The organism is Franconibacter pulveris (assembly GCF_056780215.1).
Map to the genome: position 1 here is coordinate 4,425,956 of NZ_CM165555.1, position 19,717 is coordinate 4,445,672.

Here is a 19,717-nt window from a genome sequence, read left to right on the forward strand (position 1 = left end):
AACAACACACCAGCTTGTTAACATTAATGTTAAAAATTATGAGCTGGCTCGCATAAGTCGCGCTGAATCGCAGCGCTTACGCCGCAGGGCCGGAGCGAGAAAGATAAAGACGCTCAAACTCCTGCGCCGTTGTCGCCTTACCGAACAGGTAGCCCTGCGCCAGGCTCACGCCGGCGCTGGCGAGCCAGTCGCGCTGCGCGTCGGTTTCCACCCCTTCGGCCACCACGTCCAGCGACAAACTCGCCGCCAACTGAATAATCACGTCGGCCATGCCATGCTCCTGCGGCAGCCCTTCAATGAATTTTTTATCCATTTTCATCACGTCCACCGGCACCGTTTTCATATGGTGCAGTTGACGCAGGCTGGCGTAACCCATACCGAAATCATCCAGCGCAATACGCACCCCGGCGTTACGCAACGGGCGCAGAATGGAAACCGCCGCGTCCGGGTCGTCGATACGGCGGCTTTCCGTGACCTCCAGCACCAGCGTGCCCGGCGCAATGCGGTAGCGCTCAAGCAACGCGAGCAGCGAGGGCACCATCTCATGGTGCAGCAGCTGCAACGCTGACAGGTTTACCGACAGCGGCATCGTGATGTTGCGGCTTTGCCAGGCCGCCAGCAGCCGACACGCCTCCTCAAGCACCCAGTTGCCCACCAGCACCATCAGGCCGCTGGATTCAATGGTTTCAATCAACCCTTCCGGCAAGGCCCAGCTGCCGTCCGCCTGCTGCTGGCGAAGCAGCGCTTCGGCGCTGACCACTTTGCCGGTGCGCAAATCGACCTGCGGCTGAAGCCAGATGGCGTACTGATGGCTGTCGAGCGCATTGAGGATATCGCTCTCTTCGGTCAGCCGCCGCTGTGCCTGAAGCGTCTGCTCGGGGTCGAAAAAGAGCACCTGGTTTTTACCCTTGCGTCGCGCGCTGAAGGCGGCCACCACGGCATGACGATAAAGCTGCTCTGCGCTGAGTTCGCCATGGTACATCGCGATGCCGATACTGGCGGTAGGCCGCAAATGCAGCTCGCCGCCAGGCAGGTTTTCACCGATCGCGGCAAGTAGCTGCTGGGCAAGCGTTAACGCATGCCCCCGCTCTTTCACGCCGTGGGCAATGACGGCGAAGTCATAATGGCTGACCTGGGCGATAACCATTCTCGGCGACAGCGCCGACCGCATTCTTTCCACCAGCGTGACGAGCACGCGGCTGCGTTCTTCTTCACTCAGCACCGCCGCCGCTTCCTGCAAGGTTTCACAGGCGATAAACACCAGCGCCGTGGTTTTGCCGCCCGAGACGACCTTTTCCAGCAGTGACATCAGCAGCGCCCGGTTCGGCAGGCCGGTAATTGGCGAGTGGGTGCTTAGCGCCGTGGTCTCTTCCTGCAGGCGCATCAGCGTTTGCTGGTTGCGGTTATAGCTGCGCACCAGCATGCCTATCTCATCATCTTTATGCAGCCGCGCCAGCTTAAGCTGGTGAGGAAGCACTTTCGCCGCGTCCAGCTCGTTAAGCTCGCGGGCAATTTTACGCAGCGGGTGGACGATAAGCCGGTTAACGCACCAGGTAATGGCCACGGAAAGAATCAGCGAGAGCAGCAGCCAGGCGGTAAGCAACGTTGAAACCAGGTGCATGATAAAGCGATAAACGCGCCACGAGTCCGCCTGCAAAACCAGATAAGCCAGGGGCTGCGGGTTCGCCGGGCGTTCAAGGGAGTACAGCGGCAGGGAAATCTGCACCGGCAGCTCAAAAATGCGCGAAATCATCATCGGGATGGGGCGATCGGGCGTGAAACGCACCCTTAAAGCCTGAAACTGGTTTGGCAGCACCACGTCGGCGCGGCTGATGACGCCCGCCGGTTTGATCTGCTGCAATATGGCTTCCGCTTCGGGAATATCGGCTTTCAGAATAGCGGCGGAGAGGGGCTGGCGCACCGAGCGCGCCACGCTCTCCATCTGCATGGCGACGTTATAGCGATTGGACTGCGCGAAGTGAAACAGCAAAATCACAACAAAAACAAAAATAAACACCAGGGAGACGGCTGACACCGTCGCCATTTGTTTAATCGTTAAGGAACGACTGACTCGCAAGTTAACTCTCCACTGTGCCTCTGCCCGCTGCAAATAATGCGCTTTGCGGGCAGAGTATACTGCATTGTGTAGAATTTTGACCGCGAACTCTCGGCGCTAACCCTTTATTCAGACTACCAGTCCGCATATGGCACCAGCGGTTGCGGCGGCATATCCATATCGCCCTGCCAGCCCGCCTGGGAGTAGCGTATAAATATCTGCGCATGGCTTGGGGTGTAATCTTTCGCCTGCTGGATATCAATGCCCGCACCGATCGACCAGTTTTTGCTGATGCGTCTCTCCACCAGCGCGCGCGCCGTGTAGCCGAAGCCGGACCCGGTGCCGCCGGATTCCGGCTCCGCCTTATCGCCATAACGGTCAAAAACGCCGTCGCCGTCGGTGTCCTGCGGCGAAGGAACCAGGCCGGAAAGCGGATAACGCGGCCCGCTGCGGGTGCGCGAATGCGACCAGGAGGCGGAACCGCCCACTTCCCATGACCAGTTTTCCGTGCGCTGGCGCCAGGTCAGCGGCACAGCGAACGACACATACTCCTGAGGACTGTAATAACCGCCCTGACCGAGGTTATAGCCGCTCAGGTCCTTCTCGTAGTGCCAGATCATGTTGTTCAGGCCCAGCGTCAGGCGGCGATTGTCCTCATTGATAAACTTATAGTAATAGCCCGTCATCCAGCGCACGCGCCAGTTGTCCTGAACGTTTTTGCCCGTCAGCATATCGGCGTTAAGGCTCGCCCATACGCCGTTCGCCTCGCCTTTATCATAGCTCAGGCTCACCCCGCCGCCGGTGGCGCGAACCCCGCCCCAGGTCGTGCCGGTATTGGCGCTGGCGTCTTTCTGCCCGGCAAATGCGAGCAGCGAGCTGGAGAGGGGGCGACGGTGCGCGTTAAGCGTATAGCCAACAGGGCCGAGATCGTCGCTGTAGCTCAGGCCGCCTACGATATCGACGACCTTAAAGCCCATCGGCGTCGTGCCGATATCCCCTTCCCAGGTGTCGTTGCGCCAGCCCGTCGCGACGCTTACGCCATGCGCTTTTTGCGAGGCGCTGCCGTAACACGGCGTTGCCTCGCAGGTTCCCCAACTGGGGCTATATACGCCGTCTTCGCTTTTAAAGCTTCCGGCGTTCATATTCACCACGTCGGTGCGAAAGAACATTCGTCCGTCGCTGAGCGGGGCGTCCACCTGAAGCATGGTGGTGTGCGCTTTCAAATCCGAATAGCCCGGCGTACCGCTGGAGCCCCAGTAGTCGTGGCCGAGCGTGACGTTCACATCCTGTTGACGGTAAAGCGCCGCCGCGTCGCTGCGCACGCCGCGCTTAAGCCAGTCATCTTTTGCATGGTTGCGCGTCAGCCGGGTGAAGTCGCCGTTATCCCGCGGCCGCGAAGGAGTAATGCCCGACGCCACCATGGCGTCGCGATACGTTTCCAGCGCCTGCTGCGGCTCGCCATCCTGCGCCTGAAAACGGGCCGCGTCGCGCAAAACCAGGGCGGTTGCCTGTGAGGGCGGTTGCGACGTCGCCTGCGGGATAAGCTTGCGAAAGCCTTCGCGCGCCGCTGTTTTATCACCTGCCAGCGCCAGCACGTTGGCGGCGCGGCGTTCGGCATTTAGCGCGGGCGTCTCACCCGGGGGCGCTACAGGCAGTTGCGCAAGCTGCGCCCGGGCGCCTGCACCATCTCCTTCGCCCGCCAGCACCTCCGCAAGTCCCAGACGCGCGTCGGCGTTGTCCGGCTCCCGTTGCAGCACTTTCTGATACAGCGCGCGCGCGTCGGCATCGTCGCCGCGCTGCTGCGCCCAGTCCGCCAGCGTTAAATCAATGCGGGTGGCGGGCGGCTGGCTTAGCAACAGCGTGATGGCCTGCCGCTCCTGGCCTGCGTCGCGCAGACGGTTAGCCTGGTTAATAAGCCTGTTGCTCGCAAGCCGCTGCGCCAGTTCACGGACAGACGGGCTCCATTTCGCCTGCGGCAGCGCGGCGATTTGCGCCAGCGCCTCCTGGTCGCGGTCCTGGCCGGAAAGATAGAGGCTGCGAGCGTATACCTGTTCAGCGTCCTGCGGCTTAAGGCGGGCGAGGTCGGCAAAAGCGGCGTCAGCCGCTGTTTGCCGACCGGACGCCGCCAAGTCTTTCGCCAGCCGGTATGTTATCCAGACATCGCCGGGCGAGAGCGCCAGCCGTTCGCGGTGACGCGCCGCCGCCTCGCTAAAGCGCCCCTGGTTTTCCAGCGCGGCAGCCTCCTGCTCCAGCCGGTCGTTAGTCAGGCTGCGCTCGATATCATCAATGCTGCGCCGTTGGCTGGCGCTTAAGCCTGCAATAAAAGCGCTGGCTTGTACCGGCGACTGGCGACGGTAAAGATTGGCAAGGCCGCGCACCGCGTTGCTGTTGCCGCTGTCCAGGCGCAGCGCCTGCTGATAATAGCGCTCCGCCGCCGCGTCATCCTTTTGCGCCACCGCCACATCGCCAAGCCCCAGCACCGCGTAGCTGTCGCGCTTATCCACCGCCCGCGCCTGCTGGTATTTCCGCTTCGCAAGCGTGACGTTGTTGGCCTTCAGGGCCGCGTCGCCCTGCTCGATGAGCAGCCAGTAACGGTTAGTCTGCAGCAGGCTGTCCCATTTGCTGCGATTGTCGCTGGCCGGGTCGATAGCAATGGCCTGTTCAAGCAGCGACACCGCCTTCGCCCGGTTGCCCTGGCGGGCGTAAGCCTGCGCCAGCGCGCCCAGCACTTCGCTATCCTGCGGATTGGCGCGCCGCGCCTGCTCAAGCTCAGGCAGCGCGCCGCCACCCTGGCCGCCAGCCACCGCCGCCAGCCCCTGCGCGCGGGCGCGAAACGCCGGGTCGGCGAGCTTCGCCTGCTGCTCCGCCAGCTGGATCTGCGCTTTGGCGACGCTGTCGCCGGAAGAAAATACCGATAAATAGCGCTGCAACGCTTTTACGCTGGCGTCGCTTATCGGCATCGACTGAATGCGTTGATACCACTGTCGCGACGCGGTCTCTCTGCCGGCGGCTGATTTCGCCAGCTGTTCAAGAACGGCGAACCCTTCTTCATCGCGGTCGCTGGCGAAAAACAGCTGCGCCAGCGTGCCGCCGACCTGCACGTTGCCCGGCTCCTTGCGGTTAATCGCCTGAAGCTGGCTTAACGCCTCGTTGCGCTGCGCGGGCAGCTTCGCCGCGAGCGACCAGTACTCCACGGCCAGATCGCCCTGAGGCGGCTTGCCGTTAAACAGTTTCTGGTAAGCCGCCAGCGCCTGTGGGACATGGCCGGTGGCGCCGAGCAGGCGGGCTTGCTGAAGCTGCTGGCGGCCTTCTTGCGAAGCGAGCGTCATGGTTAACTGCGCCTGGCGCAGCGCGTCAGACCCCGGCGCGAGCGTCGCTAATCTGTTGAGCTGCCTCTGCGCGCCCGCCATATCGCCCTGGCGCAACTGGTAGCGCAGGCGCGCGCTAATCGTCTGCGGATTATCCGGGTCCATCAGCTCAAGGCGATAGAGCGACTGGCGCACCAGATCGTCGCGCTGTGTCGCTTCGCCAAGGCGGATCTGCTCAAGCAATTGTTGACGAACGTCAGCCTGCGCCCAGGCCTGCGGCATCAGGCCGAGGCCGAGCGTCAGGCCGAGCAGGCTTATGGAGAACTTCGACATTCTTCTCCCCATCCAGGCTCTACTTCTCCCTGGGCTGAAAAACGGAAACGGTGCTCATCCCACCCCTGGCCAAACAGGGTAAGGACGTAGCTGTAATAAGCGTCATTTTTGGGAAAGTTATCGGCCACGCGCTGGCGCTGAATCGCCTGGGCATCGCGACCCTGAAGAAAGGGCAGCAGCGACGCGGAAAAGCCCACCGGCCCCTGCCCCTGCGGCTTGCCATCCGTCACGCCCACTTTTTCTGGCGGCGCGCCCCGCTGTTGCGTCAGCGCCGCCATGGGTTTGAAGCGTTGCAGCAAGGCCGCTTTTTGCTTATCACCGTCATGCAGCATGCCGACCCATAAATAGACGCGAATGGCGTCATAGCCGCTCACCAGCGGTTTTTCCGGCTTCATCTGCCAGCTTGCGCCTGTCCAGTTGACCCAGTCGGGCGAAAAACCCTTCGGCGCGGTTTCGGTCAGCAGCCGAAAGTTGCTCTCCTGAACGGCGGCCCAGGGCGCGCCGTAGCGGGCGAAGTAACGGGCCAGTTGGGGCGGCAAGTAGCTCGGATTGAGGCGCCAGGCGTTGTGCTCAGCGAAACCGACTTTGCCCGGCAGCAGCGTCAACCCGAGTCCCGGCACCTTAACCACTTCCTCTTTAGCAATAAGCGCAAGCAGCGCCTTGCCGGTTTCGGTATAGCGCGGCGTTCGCCATATTCTCCCGGCTTCAAGCAGCGCCCACGCTATCCAGACATCGGCGTCGGAGGCGGAGTTGGTATCCAGCACCGACCAGTCGTTTTCCGCCTTTTTGCCCCATAGCCAGGCAGGCAACGTCGTTTTCAGCGACCCGCCGGCGAGGTTGTTTTCGGTCCACGCAAGCAGCCTGTCGAACGCCTTTTGATCGTTAGCCGCCAGCGCGAAGAACAGCGCATAGCTCTGTCCTTCAGAGGTGGTGATTTTGCGCTCGCTGCTCGGGTCGATAACCCGGCCTCCCTCGCTGACATACTCTTTTTTAAACTGCTCCCAGGCAGGCCAGCCGCAGGCGGCGTGCGTGGTGGTCGCCGCCAGCAGCAGTCCCGCTATCGCTCCTTTGCTCAGGCGCGTCATTGGCGCTTACTCCTCTGAGCCCAGACGGCGGCGGCTCAGGATGCGCAGCAGACGCCATAACACCCACGCGAGCAGCACCACGATAACCACGGCGAAAATCGCCAGCATGATGGGGTGACCAGAGAAGGCGTACCAGACCCGCTCAAACCACGGCAGATGACCGACATAGTAAACATCGCCGACCCGCAGGCTATTGACGCCGGACTCCCTGACGACCGCCACCGAGCCGTAAATGGCCGCGCGTTTGCCGCTGTCATTCAGCGCATCATTAAGCAACTGGTAGCCGCGCGGACTGTCCGCCAGCAGCGCCACGACGCTGCGCTGGTCATCGTAAGGCGACTGAAAGCCGATAACGGCCGCCATCGGCGCGCTGGAGATAATAGTGGACTGGCTTTTCGCCTGCCGGTCATGCTCATCCGGTATCGCCGTCGGCAACTGATACTCCCGCGTCGGGCTTTTTACCCAGCTTTCATTCGCCTGCACCAGCAGATCCAGATGCTGATCGTCTTTAAAGCGCGTCGGCAGCGAGCCGATTATCAAAATATCGGCGTCTTTATTTTTTATGTCGTCGCCCTTATCGGTCACCGTGACGTTAACCGCCGGGAAGCCGGTCTGCGCGCCGATGGACGCCAGCGTGTTGAGCAGCGCGCTCACCTGCGCGGCCTGCGGTTCAGACGGCACCACCACCAGCGTATCGGAGAGATCGGCCATACGGCTGAAAGGGAAGCCCGCATTGGCGAACGCCCGTAGATCGGGCATGGCGATAAAGTGGTGATAACGCGAGAAGTCGAGCGTGGAGTCATCGCCGATGACCACATTATTTCGCACCGACTGGAAGGTAACGCAGTTGTCCACCGACCCGCCCGGCATAGGGTTCATGTACTGAAAATCAAAACGCAGCTGGTTAACGGCGCCCAGTTTCAGCGCCGGGATAGAGACATCGGTCTTGCCATCCAGCAGCCCCTGCAACACCGGCAGGCGCAGCAGCAGTCGGTTAGTTTCTTCTTTGGGTTGCAGGCTAAACGACTGCAGGAACTGGTTATTAAGGCTGATGTCCATCCGCGAACTGTCGCGCGCTACCGGCGCGCTGTAGCGGTAATTTAGCCGCATATCGATCCCGTTGCTGCGCAGCAGGTACAGGTCCGGCGGCAGATTCAGCGTCAGGTTAATGGAGCCTGGCTCCAGACCGCTCGACTGCAATTGCTCTTCATAGGTTTTCAGTTCTGCGAAGGTGATAGCGCGGTCGGTACGTACCCAGTTCGGCGCATCGTAAGGCTGCCTTGCAAGCAGCGGCTTAACGTTATCGACCACCACGCTTGAACCACGGAACAGAATATTGCCCTGCGCGATGCCTTTCGCCGCCTGCAGGAGATCGTTGTCATCGCGCCCGAGCACCAGCAACAGCTTCATCCAGGGGTGCTGCGGGTGGTTTACCATCTCGATAGTCGGCGCGTTTACCGGCGGGCGATCGCGCAGGAAGTCGGGGCGCTTATCATTGGTGGCGAAAACAATGCCGCTGCTTTGCGGCAACTGGTTAAAGAGCACCGGGAAATTTTGTCCGCGCCATGCCGCGCGCGAACCGAACCAGGAGGCGACTATCGCTGCGGCGCGCTGCTGGGCCAGGCCCGGCGAGGCGGCGAAAACCACCGGCAGCACCAGCGGGCGCGTGTCCCGCGGGTCAAAGAACGGCACCGGGAAATGCGACAGGTCGTTTTGCAACTGAAGCTTCTGGAAAGTCAGGTCGACAGAGCTGTTGCGCCCCACATCCATCCATAGCGCGCTGCTGGCCGGGTTTTCGCAGACATCGCGATAATGGCCGATAAACTCCAGCCGCACGCGGTTAAAATCGCTGATATAGAGCGGATCGACCGGCATCTGCGCGAATGTTTTTTTGCCAAGCTGCTCTTTGGTTACGGGCAACACGCCCATCAGTTCATCATTAAGATAAACCTTGAGCTGGGACTGTACCGGCAGCAGCGCAGGCGATGGCGTATATTCCAGATTCAGCATCGCTTTAGAAACCACCTCATCGCTGCGCATGCCGAACTCCACCGCCCCGTCAGGCTTGACGCCGCGCAGCACCAGGCTGCCTGGCGCAGGCGCAATAGAGGCGAAGCTGAGCTTGACCTCCCGGGAAGGGGTGTCGCTCTGCGCAACCGGTGCGCCCGCGCCGTTGACGCCCGGCATCACCTGGCCGACGATGGGGTCGCCTGCGGCAGGCACCGGCGCCTGCCCGGCCGGCGGCGGCACGTCCGGCGTGACCTGCTCCGCCTGCGTCGGCTGCGCCGTCACCACGCCCTGCGTTGCGGGCGCGACCGTCGGCACCGTCGGCGCGGCGGTCGCCTGGGGATTCACAGCGGGCGCCGCCTGAACCGTCAGCGTCGATAGCGCGCTTATTGCTACTGCACAACTCCAGAAGAATTTTCTTTTCATTGCCTTTTCATCATCGTTGACTCATAACCGGGGCCGGAGCTTGCCCGGCAACCACACGCGCCGGACGGCGAGGAACAAACGACACTACCCAGCCGACCAGCGCAGTGAGTGCCCTGAAAACCATTTTTAATGAGGACGGCGCGAACTCCGCGAGATGGCGGTAGCCGCGAAAACCGAGCTTGAGAATATCCAGCAGGCTTTCCAGCGGTTTATCTTCCGGGAAACTGTCCTGCCAGAGCGCCCAGGTATCCGCGCGCGCAAACGTGCATTGCACAAAATCGATATGCTGACGGGTGCTCAGTTGGTCCAGATGCAGCCCTACTTCCGCCCCGAACACGCGGGCTACCCGGGCCGGGAAGGCGTACTCCTGCTGGCCGCGCTTAAGCAGCAGCTTTACTTTTTGCCCTTCCCGCACCTGCGCCTGGCCATGGATTTTTATCCCCAGCCCGCCGTCCGAGTAGTCATGCACCGTACAGGAGAAAAGATGGCCATCTTCACGGGCGATAGCCGCCGGCATGACCATTTCCACACGGTGGGCGCGCCGCACCTGTTTGCTCTCTACGGAAACCGCCACCGCGCCGCCGAGAATAATCAGGTTGTAGAAAACCCAGGCCATGGAAACGATAACCGTCAACGTTTCGTTTTGCGGGCCATAGACGTAGCGCCAGACGCCGACCAGCAGCCCGACCACGTTCAGAAGCACCAGGAAGATGTAGGGACGCGAGATAACCCAGTCGACATACTCTTCTTCCACCAGCCCCCCTTTCGCCGTCACGTTAAACTTCCCTTTGTGCGGGTTGATTAAAGCGACGAAGGTCGGCGGCGCAATGTACCAGGCCAGTACGGTTTCGTAGATTTCGCTCCAGAAAGAGTGGCGATATTTACCCTGAATTTTGGAGTTAGTGAGACTGGCGTGAACCATATGCGGCAAGACAAAGAGCGCAATCATCAGCGCCGGGGCGTAGATGATGTAAGCGTGCAGCATTAAGAACGCCAGCGGCGCGGTCAGGAAAATAAGCCGCGGGATGCCGGAAAGAAAGTGGAACATGGCGTTCACGTAACAAAGCCGCTGCGCGAATTTCAGCCCTTTGCCAAATAAGGGGTTATCAAGGCGGAAAATTTGCACCATGCCGCGCGCCCAGCGGATGCGCTGGCCGATATGCGCCGAGAGGCTCTCTGTCGCCAGTCCCGCCGCCTGGGGAATGCGCATATACGCAGAGGTATACCCCCGGCGATGCAGGCGCAGCGACGTGTGGGCGTCTTCCGTCACGGTTTCCACCGCAATGCCGCCGATTTCGTCCAGCGGCTTGCGGCGAATAACCGCGCAAGAGCCGCAAAAGAAGGTGGCGTCCCACATATCGTTGCCATCCTGCACCAGACCATAGAACAGCGTCCCCTCATTCGGGGTCTTACGAAAACGGCCCAGGTTGCGCTCAAACGGATCCGGCGAGAAGAAATGGTGCGGCGTCTGCATCATCGCCAGCTTTTTGTCTTTCACAAACCAGCCCATGGTCATCTGCAGGAACGAGCGCGTGGGCACATGGTCGCAGTCAAAGATAGAGACAAATTCGCCGGTGGCGTGCTTGAGGGCGTTATTAATGTTGCCCGCCTTGGCATGCTCATGCGTGGTGCGGGCGATATAGTTCACGCCGACCTCTTTGGCGAACCGGCGGAACGCCTCCCTTCCGCCATCGTCGAGGATCCAGATAGTGAGCTTGTCTTTCGGCCAGTCGATGCCAAGCGAGGCGTAAATCGTGTTTTTCACGACGTTGAGATCTTCGTTGTAAGTCGGCACAAAGATATCAACGGAAGGCCACTGCGCCATGTTCTCTGGCAGCGGAACCGGCTGGCGGTTAAGCGGCCAGGCCACCTGAAAATAGCCGAGCACCAGCACCACCCAGGCATAGGTTTCCGCAAAGAGCAGCACCAGGCCGCAGACCAGGCTTACCGGATCGTTCCAGTTCAGGGTCGAGGTGTAGCGCCACCAGATGTAGCGGCAGGAGACCGTGAGCGAAAGCACTATCAACATGAGCGCGGAGAAGCGCCCCGGCAGCCGTCGCACCATGAGCGCCACGCCCCACAGCAGCAGCAGGAAGATGAACTGCGACAGGGGGTTAAAGGGCTGCGTGATGCAGAGCACCGCCAGCAGCAGGGAGAAAACAATCACCACGCCAAGAATTATTCGCCGCCAGTGCGCGCTAAGATGCCCAAGCTCCTTTTTGTCGTCATGGCGCTGCGTGTTTTCGCTAAAGCGCTGCGGCAGGTTTTCCAGCCACAGATGATAGCGGGTGCGTAATCGTTGCAGCCCGGACACCGAACGCCAGCGCGGCGTCGTCAGCAACCCTTGCGGCTTAACCAGCAGCAGCCACAGGCTTTGCAACAGATAACGGGCGCAGTCCAGCGGGCGCGGGCGCAGAGAATTAATATGAGGAAACAGCGCATCATGCCGCGCGCGGATGGCCTGCCAGCGGCGATTTTCCAGCGGCAAAAACATCCAGCCGATAACAAACAGCAGGCAGCCTACGACCGCGCTAAAGGCGGGCGTGCCATGACGGCGGTAAAGCCTGTAGCGCTCGCTCAGGCGGGCGCCGACCGGCGGGACGAGTAGCCAATTAGCGACCCTCATGCAACGCCTCTTCGCCGTAATGAAGAATGCACCAGTTCGCCAGCGTCAGGATCTCCTCTGAGGCCAGGGCGTCGGCCCGGTATTCGCCCGGCGGCTGCTTTATCGCCAGCGCTTCCGCCACCGCTTCATCGCGATGAATCACTACCGGCAGCAGGTTACGCTGGGTTTGCAGCCAGAGCTGATAAATATCATCCTGCAGCTGACTGTTCAGGGCGCGCCCGTTCACCAGCAAATCCGCGCCCTCCGGCAGCGCCTGTTGATGAAGACGGATATGGCAGTTGGCGTCAGGCGCGGCGATGCTGAGCACGTTATCCGTTACGCTAACCAGGCTGCGGGTAAGCGGGCTGTGATCCGCTGGCAAATCGAGCAGAATCCAGCGGTAGCGCCCGCTGGCCTTTAACATTTGCAGCGCAGCGGCAAACTCAATAAGAGAGTGTTCTGTTTCCGCCCAGCGTTGCAGTTGGGCCTGGGTTAACTGCCCAAAGGGCAGCAGATCAAGATGAGGGGTATAACGCCACGCGCAGGCGCGCCATGACTGTTTTTCCAGCATGGCGCGCGCCCAGCCTTGCTCATGGGAAAAGTCGACGTTAAAAAAATGCCGCAGCAGGTTATCTCTGGAGGCGTCGACAACCAGTACCGTCTCGCCAAGCTGTTGCAATGCCCAGCCAAGCGCCGCCGTTAAAGAGGTGGTTCCAACCCCGCCGCGCACGCCTTGTAATCCCAGTATTGTCATCCGCAGCTCCGGTCACTGACGTTTATTTAATTCAGCTAATTCAGCCAGCAGCGGCCAGCGATTAATTGCCGCTTTAAGGTTTTCCTGCTGCGAAATATCCGAATAGTTAATTTCAGGCAGATGAAATACGTGTTTTAGCGTCGCTAAATCATTCTGAAAAGTGTACCCCTGCTCCGGCGTCGACAAAGGGTTAGCATTTATCCCGGCTATTTGCATAAACTCCTGTAGCTCATTCAGGTCAATAAGGGAAGAAACATACTGTCGCGCAACGAAATTAATCCCATTGCTAATCTGCTGCCTATAATTTCAATGGTAGGTATATTTTTGAATTTTGCTAGTAAGCTAATAAGAGACTATTTGCTTCATGAGGGGCGCGATGGATCCGGTTTTTTATCTTGGTATCAACTCATTATGGGATGAATTGCGCCTGCTGCCCGCCGGAGGACTCTGGTGGGTAAACATAGACAGGTATGAAGACGCCATAAAGCTGGTAAATCGAACTGTCGCTGCACAAAATGAAAGGGCAAAAGTCGCGGTTATTACCACAGGCGAAATGCAGCATCAGCACATAAAATTAGAAGGCGATCACGGTCCAAAAAGATTATTTTTATTTGCATTACCACATGATTCTAAGGCCTTTGATGGATTGACGCAGGACTTATTATGCAGTCTCCATCCGCATCACTGCATGGTTATTATCTTGTGCGACGAAAATAGCCTGCAAAATATATCAGCTGCTCACTTGCGCCGCTGGGTTAAAGCTGCTAACGCCTGGGCGAAATATCACCGCTGTACCTTGCTTTTATTGAATTCCAGCGCCGATCCCGACCGCTATATTTCAGCGCTGGCGAATCAGTATGCGCTGCTGTCCGGACTTACTACGCTGCGCTATGAGGGCGATACCTGGCTTTATGACGTGGCTTTCTGGTTCAACCAGAAAGGCGTGAGCGCGCGTCAGCAGTTGCGCCTGGTTGAGACCGGGCAGCACTGGACGCTGCCGCCGCAGCAGGAGATTGCGCCGCAATCGCGCAACGATGAGCGCCGCGTGCTGAGCCACTTTTCCGTACTCGAAGGCGCCCCGCCGCTGTCTGAAAACTGGAGCCTGTTCGACAGCAACGACGCGTTATTCACCGAAGCGCGGCAGGCGCAGGCCGCTACCGTCATTTTCGCCTTGACCAGCAACAGCCAGGTGGAGAGCGTGGCGCGGCAAATCCATGCGCTGCGCCGGCAACGCGGCTCGGCGATGAAAATCATTGTACGCGAGAGCCAGGGCAGCGTGCGCGCGACGGATGAGCGTTTGCTGCTGGGTTGCGGCGCCAACATCGTGATCCCGTGGAACGCGCCGCTTTCACGCTGTCTGACGCTGATTGAAAGCGTGCAGGGGCAAACTTTTTCTCGTCAGGTGCCGCAAGAGATCGCCATCCTGCTGGACTCGATGCAGCCGCTGAAGCTGCGAGGGTATCAGCCGTGGGAAACGTTTTGTGACTCGGTCGCGGCACTGATGAATAACACGCTTCTGCCGAAAGACGGCAAGGGCATCCTGGTGGCCCTGCGCCCGGTGCCGGGGATCCGCGTAGAGCAGGCGCTAACGTTATGCCGTCCGCCGAGAGCGGGGGATATTGTTACGCTGGGCGAAAATCGTCTGGTGCTGTTTCTCTCTTTTTGCCGCCTTCCCGATCTCGATACCGCGCTGAAGCATATCTTCCCGCTGCCTGTCGCCGATATTTTTTCCAACCGAATGGTCTGGTATGAAGATGCGCAGATAACCGCGGAAATCGTCCAGATGCGCGCCATGCAGCCAGAAAAGTGGAGCAAACCGTTAAAAATGACCGCCGACGCCGCCCCTGCCGTCAGCCTGCGCCATGACGACAACGCCCGGCGCCGCGTTCCGACGCCCATCATCTTATTAAGCGAGCCCGAAGGGGAGCCCCGTTTATGATGTCTGTCAGCGATATTTTGCAGCTTGTCGCGCTGTGCGCCGTCATTTTCTTCCCGCTGGGCTATGCGGCCCGCCATTCCGTCAGGCGATTAACGGCGCTGGTACGGCCGATTTTTTTTAAACCCCGCTATCTGAAACCGGTCGGCACGCTCCACCGCCGCACCGACGTCAAGGCAGACCAACGACATGACTAATCATATCTCTTCCGCACCGGCGTCGGTCTCTGGCTGGCAATACTGGCGCGGCCTTTCCGGCTGGAATTACTATTTTTTACTGAAGTTTGGCCTGCTGTGGGCCGGTTATCTCAATTTCCACGCGCTGGATAACCTGGTTTTTATGGCTTTCCTGCTGTTCCCAATACCGAACCGCAACCTGCACCGCCTGCGCCACTGGCTGGCGCTGCCTGTGGGCTTCGCGCTGTTCTGGCGGGATACCTGGCTGCCGGGGCCGCAGAGCCTGGTCAGCCAGGGCTCGCAAATCGCGGGCTTTAGCAGCGACTATGTTCTCGACCTTATTACGCGCTTTATTAACTGGCAGATGGTCGGCGCGGCGTTTGTGCTGCTGGTCGCCTGGCTGTTTCTCTCTCAGTGGTTGCGGGTTACCGTTTTTGTGGTGGCGATAATGCTCTGGCTGAACGTACTTACGCTGACCGGCCCGGTTATCTCGCTGTGGCCTGCAGGCCAGAACGCCGCCGCCACGGTCACCGCGACCGGCGGCGGCGCGGACAATACGGTCGCGCGCGCCAGTACGGGCGGCGCGCTGGTCTCAGGCGATATTCCCGCCCAGGACGGCCCGCCCACCACCGCCAACCTGAATGCGTGGCTCAGCAGCTTTTACGCCAGCGAAGCCAAACGTCAGACTCCGCTTCCGGCCAGCCTGCCTGCCGACGCGCAGCCGTTTGAACTGTTAGTGATCAACATCTGCTCGCTCGCCTGGTCCGACATTGAAGCCACCGGGCTGATGAACCATCCGCTGTGGTCGCATTTTGATATCGTCTTTAAAAACTTTAACTCCGGCACCTCTTACAGCGGCCCGGCGGCGATTCGCCTGCTGCGCGCAAGCTGCGGCCAGCCATCGCATAAGAACCTTTACCAGCCTGCCAGCGAAGCCTGTTATCTGTTCGATAACCTGGAGAAGCTGGGCTTCACCCAGCATCTGATGATGGACCATAACGGCCTGTTCGGCGATTTTCTTAAAGAAGTGCGCGACTTTGGCGGCATGAAAGCGCCGCTGATGAACCAGGCGGACCTGCCTGTTAACCTGCTCTCCTTCGACGGTTCGCCCGTCTATAACGATACCGCCGTACTGAACCGCTGGCTGGAACAGGAGGGACGCGATAATACGAAGAGCAGCGCGACCTTCTTTAATATGTTGCCGCTGCACGACGGCAACCATTTCCCTGGCAACAGCAAACCCGCGGATTACAAGCTGCGGGCGCAGAAACTGTTTGATGAACTGGACGCGTTCCTGACGCAGATAGAAAAAGAGAACCGTCGGGTGATGGTGGTTATCGTGCCGGAACATGGCGCGGCGCTGCAGGGCGACAGAATGCAGGTTTCCGGCCTGCGTGATATTCCAGGCACCGCCATCACCCACGTGCCGGTAGGGGTGAAGTTTGTCGGCATGAAAGCGCCGCATCAGGGCAGCGCCATTGAAATCGATCAGCCCAGCAGCTTCCTGGCTATTTCGGAACTGGTGGCGCGTTCAGTGGATGGCAAAAACTTTGTCGCCGACCAGGTGGACTGGGACGCGCTGACAAAAAATCTGCCGCAAACCGCGCCGGTGTCTGAAAACGCTAACGCCGTGGTAATCCAGTACCAGGGCAAACCCTACGTCCGCCTGAGCGGCGGCGACTGGGTGCCCTACCCGCAGTAACCGCTGCGACGCCTCTCCCGGGCGCCGTTCTTCCCTGTGAAAGACGGCGCCCGCAAACCCGCTGCTCAGTTCTTGCACGCAACAAGAGCGCATAAGAAACAATGAACTGTCTCATTAGCGTCATTATTTGTTCAATCTGGCTGTGCATAATATCGCGGGGCTATTTCACCGCTTTAATTTTTCTTATTTAACTAATTCGCGTATGACCGCTTATGCCCCCGCTATAACGGATATTTCATGTTCCTTTGCGAAGTATTATCTTTATCATTCTTTATTCCCGCAAAAGGGTGAGAAAAATATATATCCGTTGGTTTAATCCATGGTTTAACTTGTTGCTTCTGCACGCTAAAGGCTATCATTCTGTAAAACGCCAGAGACCACAAGCACAATGATTAGTTTCCAGGCTAACTTTCAGATTACTCCTCAAGAAGCCGCCGCACCCCGCCATTAAAAACCATATAAATCATCAAATTAAATAAAACCCACACGAAAGAATTAGATTTTCACTTTCACCCTGACAAATTAGCACTTATTCATGATGGCAACTTATTCATAATGGTCAGACTTAAATAAGCAATAAAAGCGCTCACCACAAGACGCCTGAACACCGTTAATTTATTTTGCCTGAGGATTTATTCAGTAACTGCCCTGCTGGCGTTACCGATATGCCTCAAGGTTTAAATCCGAGCTCATTGCTTATTATTTTTTATTTACCGACCAATCAGACTTTCGCATGAGTTACGTCGCAACAAAATATTAAGAAACTACCTGGCACGGCTCGCTGAAATGAATTGCTTAGGCAATCCAGGATATCGGCCGCTCAATAATCAGGGTAGATATATTAAGGAGAGTTATGCGTAGCCCGCATCTACATCATAAAGCCGTTTTGCGTATCCGGCTCAGAACCTGTCTTGCCGCCAGCCTGGCAATGGCGTTTCCGCTGGCAGGACTTGCCGCTGACCCTGTTTATGACACGCTGGTGCAGGAAGCACGCAGTGGCAATACCACCGCCTTGCTTGGCTATCTGCGTGAGCATGAGCAGCAAAACCCCCTTAACGCCAACCAGGTGGCCGACTGGCTGCAGGTAGCGAACTGGGCCGGCCAGGATACTGAAGTCGTTAAGGTCTGGCAACGCTATCACGACACGCTGGCTATCCCGGCGCGCGGTGAGGTGGCGGTCGCCCGGTCTTACCGCAACCTTAAACAATATCCCGCCTCGCTGGCGCGCTGGGAGTCCGCGCTGGCGATGGAGCCGCAAAACGACGATATCCGCGCGGGCTGGGTGATGACCATGGCGGACGCCCGCCACTATAACGCGGCGGTGTCGGAGGCGCGTCAGATGGTCGCCCGCGCCCCGACGTCGGCTAACTACGAAGCGCTGGCTTACGCCTACCGCGCTCAGGGCAAGAGCTGGGATGCGCTGTTCGCCGCCTCGCGCGCGCAGGAAGAGAACCCGCAGAACAAAGGCACCGCGCAGTTCCTGACCGGCTCGCTCTCGGCCAACCGCGTCTCTTCGCCTGCGCTGGAGCTTTCCGAAAGCGCTGCTGTCTCCCCGGAGATGGGCCGCCGCTTGCAGACCGACGCGGCAGCCGAAATGGTGCGCACCGCCTTTATGCCTACCCGCACTGAGCAAGAGCGCTACCTGCTGGCTGACAAAGCGCTGTCTCGCTATGACCGCCTGCTCAATACCTGGCGCAACGATCCGGCCGCTCAGGCGGATTATCGTCGCGCGCGCGTTGACCGCCTCGGCGCCCTGATGGCGCGCGGCAGGGTTGACGAAACCATTAGCGAGTATGAGGCGATCAGCGCCGACGGCCAGCCGGTGCCCGCCTACGCCAAACGCTGGGTCGCTTCCGCCTACCTGACCAGACAGCGCCCCGACAAAGCGGAAGTGCTGATGAACGAAGTCTTTCGCAGCGACAACCCGAAAGCCTTCAGCGTCACCTCGCTTTCACAGGATGACACCCAGGCGCTCTTCTACACCCGGATGGAAAACGGCGATTACGAAGCGGCGAAGGCGCAAATAGACGAGCTGGTTAAGAACACCCCTTATCTGCGCCGTTATTACGGCTCGCCGACGCCGGAACCGAACGACTACTGGCTGCTCGGTCAGACATTACAGGCGCAGTATCGCGCGATGACCAACGACCTGCCGGCGGCGGAGGAGCTTTCTGAACGCCTGGCCCGTTCCGGTCCCGGCAACCAGGGTTTGCGCATCGGTTACGCCTCCGTGCTGGAAACGCGCGGCCTGCCCCGTCGGGCGGAGCGGGAACTGAAAATCGCTGAAGTGCTGGAGCCGAATAACCTCGAGCTGGAGCGTCAGCAGGCTTACGTGGCGATGGATCTTTATGAGTGGGAACAGGCACGCCTGCTGATTGACGACGTCATGGCCCGCAGCCCGCAAGACCAGGACTCGCAGCGTCTGGCGCGCCTGCGCGACGTGCATGACAAAATGGAACTGCGCATCGCGGGCAGCCAGGGTATCGACTCTGACAGCCCCATCAGCGGTCAGCACGACTTTACTTTCCAGAGCGCCCTTTATAGCCCGCCGATTAACGAAAACGTGCGGCTCTTTGCTGGTTTTAACTTCGCCACCGGCGAGTTTGAAGAGGGTAAAGGCTATAACCGCGACGTGCTGGGCGGCGTGGAGTGGCGCTCGCGCGACAACTGGGCTGAAGCGGAGATCTCCGGGCGTAACTTTAACGACGGCCAGAAGATTGGCGCTCGTCTTTCCGGCTGGCACGACTTCAACGACAACTGGCGCGTGGGCGGCTCAGCCGAGCGAATCTCGCGCAATACGCCACTGCGTGCGCTGCGTAGCGGCGTAACGGCCAACGGCGGCGATGCGTTTGTGCGCTGGTATCAAAACGAAAGACGTGAATACCAGCTAAGCGTGGCGCCGTCCTGGTTCTCTGACGGCAACGACCGTTTTGAATACAGCCTGAGCGGCCATGAACGTCTCTTTTCCCGCCCCCGCTTCACGCTGGATTTTACCCCCAGCATTAGCGGCAGCTTTAACAACAAAGAAGACGTGAACTATTACAACCCGAAACGGGATCTCTCGCTGGTGCCGGGGCTTACCGCCGAACACCTGCTCTATCACCACTATGACAACGCCTGGACACAGCAGCTTTACGCAGGCGCCGGCAGCTACATGCAAAAAGGTCAGGGCAGCGGGCTGATTACGACTGTTGGGTACGGACAGCGTGTCCAGTGGAACAACGTGGTGGAAGGCGGATTCATGCTCACCTGGGACAGACGTCCCTACGACGGCGAGCGTGAAAGAAATATCTCCGTCTCCTTCGATTTAAACGTCAGGTTTTAAGGAC

Annotated in this window: 11 protein-coding genes; 4 read left to right on the forward strand and 7 right to left on the reverse strand. The window is 59.3% G+C overall.

Annotated features, from left to right (window positions below; genetic code table 11):
* Nucleotides 1-76 precede the first annotated feature (76 nt).
* The 7 genes from hmsP to bcsR all read right to left on the reverse strand — a co-directional run bounded on the left by hmsP (nucleotide 77) and on the right by bcsR (nucleotide 12,790).
* Nucleotides 77-2,077: a biofilm formation regulator HmsP gene (gene hmsP / locus ACU4F7_RS20920; protein WP_029590655.1), complete on the reverse strand. Its 2,001-nt coding sequence runs from the start codon at nucleotides 2,075-2,077 to the stop codon at nucleotides 77-79.
* 113 nt (nucleotides 2,078-2,190) lie between these two features.
* On the reverse strand, nucleotides 2,191-5,697 hold the full coding sequence (gene bcsC, locus ACU4F7_RS20925; protein WP_481637691.1) for a cellulose synthase complex outer membrane protein BcsC: 3,507 nt from the start codon (nucleotides 5,695-5,697) through the stop codon (nucleotides 2,191-2,193).
* Entirely contained in the window at nucleotides 5,679-6,782 is a 1,104-nt protein-coding gene (gene bcsZ / locus ACU4F7_RS20930) for a cellulose synthase complex periplasmic endoglucanase BcsZ (RefSeq protein WP_481637692.1), read from the reverse strand. Before bcsZ ends, bcsC begins: the two co-directional genes overlap by 19 nt.
* A gap of 6 nt (nucleotides 6,783-6,788) precedes the next feature.
* Entirely contained in the window at nucleotides 6,789-9,215 is a 2,427-nt protein-coding gene (bcsB, locus tag ACU4F7_RS20935) for a cellulose biosynthesis cyclic di-GMP-binding regulatory protein BcsB (protein WP_481637693.1), read from the reverse strand.
* 10 nt (nucleotides 9,216-9,225) lie between these two features.
* Nucleotides 9,226-11,841, reverse strand: coding sequence for a UDP-forming cellulose synthase catalytic subunit (gene bcsA / locus ACU4F7_RS20940; protein WP_481637694.1), 2,616 nt, complete (start codon nucleotides 11,839-11,841; stop codon nucleotides 9,226-9,228).
* Complete coding sequence (bcsQ, locus tag ACU4F7_RS20945; protein ID WP_481637695.1) at nucleotides 11,828-12,574, reverse strand: cellulose biosynthesis protein BcsQ; 747 nt, start codon at nucleotides 12,572-12,574, stop codon at nucleotides 11,828-11,830. Before bcsQ ends, bcsA begins: the two co-directional genes overlap by 14 nt.
* 12 nt (nucleotides 12,575-12,586) lie before the next feature.
* On the reverse strand, nucleotides 12,587-12,790 hold the full coding sequence (gene bcsR / locus ACU4F7_RS20950; RefSeq protein ID WP_029590659.1) for a cellulose biosynthesis protein BcsR: 204 nt from the start codon (nucleotides 12,788-12,790) through the stop codon (nucleotides 12,587-12,589).
* Nucleotides 12,791-12,950: 160 nt separating this feature from the next.
* Here bcsR and bcsE point away from each other — a divergent pair, with 160 nt between their 5' ends.
* From bcsE to pgaA, 4 genes are all read left to right on the forward strand, one after another.
* Nucleotides 12,951-14,513 carry a cellulose biosynthesis protein BcsE gene (gene bcsE, locus ACU4F7_RS20955; protein ID WP_481637696.1) on the forward strand — a complete coding sequence of 521 codons (1,563 nt, stop codon included), beginning with the start codon at nucleotides 12,951-12,953 and terminating at the stop codon, nucleotides 14,511-14,513.
* Nucleotides 14,510-14,707 carry a cellulose biosynthesis protein BcsF gene (gene bcsF / locus ACU4F7_RS20960; protein ID WP_481637697.1) on the forward strand — a complete coding sequence of 66 codons (198 nt, stop codon included), beginning with the start codon at nucleotides 14,510-14,512 and terminating at the stop codon, nucleotides 14,705-14,707. The genes bcsE and bcsF overlap by 4 nt, the downstream gene beginning before the upstream one ends.
* Nucleotides 14,700-16,388 (forward strand): cellulose biosynthesis protein BcsG, encoded by a 1,689-nt coding sequence (gene bcsG, locus ACU4F7_RS20965; protein WP_029590662.1) that lies wholly within the window; start codon nucleotides 14,700-14,702, stop codon nucleotides 16,386-16,388. The genes bcsF and bcsG overlap by 8 nt, the downstream gene beginning before the upstream one ends.
* Before the next feature lie 853 nt (nucleotides 16,389-17,241).
* On the forward strand, nucleotides 17,242-19,713 hold the full coding sequence (gene pgaA, locus ACU4F7_RS20970) for a poly-beta-1,6 N-acetyl-D-glucosamine export porin PgaA (protein ID WP_481637698.1): 2,472 nt from the start codon (nucleotides 17,242-17,244) through the stop codon (nucleotides 19,711-19,713).
* Nucleotides 19,714-19,717 lie beyond the last annotated feature (4 nt).

What these genes read in the sequence shown, in the direction of transcription:
- bcsR (WP_029590659.1), bottom strand. Translation starts at nt 12,790, where the DNA reads ATGCAAATAGCCGGGATAAATGCTAACCCTTTGTCGACGCCGGAGCAG.
- pgaA (WP_481637698.1), top strand. Translation starts at nt 17,242, where the DNA reads ATGCGTAGCCCGCATCTACATCATAAAGCCGTTTTGCGTATCCGGCTC.
- bcsB (WP_481637693.1), bottom strand. Translation starts at nt 9,215, where the DNA reads ATGAAAAGAAAATTCTTCTGGAGTTGTGCAGTAGCAATAAGCGCGCTA.
- bcsC (WP_481637691.1), bottom strand. Translation starts at nt 5,697, where the DNA reads ATGTCGAAGTTCTCCATAAGCCTGCTCGGCCTGACGCTCGGCCTCGGC.
- bcsZ (WP_481637692.1), bottom strand. Translation starts at nt 6,782, where the DNA reads ATGACGCGCCTGAGCAAAGGAGCGATAGCGGGACTGCTGCTGGCGGCG.
- bcsQ (WP_481637695.1), bottom strand. Translation starts at nt 12,574, where the DNA reads ATGACAATACTGGGATTACAAGGCGTGCGCGGCGGGGTTGGAACCACC.
- bcsF (WP_481637697.1), top strand. Translation starts at nt 14,510, where the DNA reads ATGATGTCTGTCAGCGATATTTTGCAGCTTGTCGCGCTGTGCGCCGTC.
- bcsG (WP_029590662.1), top strand. Translation starts at nt 14,700, where the DNA reads ATGACTAATCATATCTCTTCCGCACCGGCGTCGGTCTCTGGCTGGCAA.
- bcsA (WP_481637694.1), bottom strand. Translation starts at nt 11,841, where the DNA reads ATGAGGGTCGCTAATTGGCTACTCGTCCCGCCGGTCGGCGCCCGCCTG.
- bcsE (WP_481637696.1), top strand. Translation starts at nt 12,951, where the DNA reads ATGGATCCGGTTTTTTATCTTGGTATCAACTCATTATGGGATGAATTG.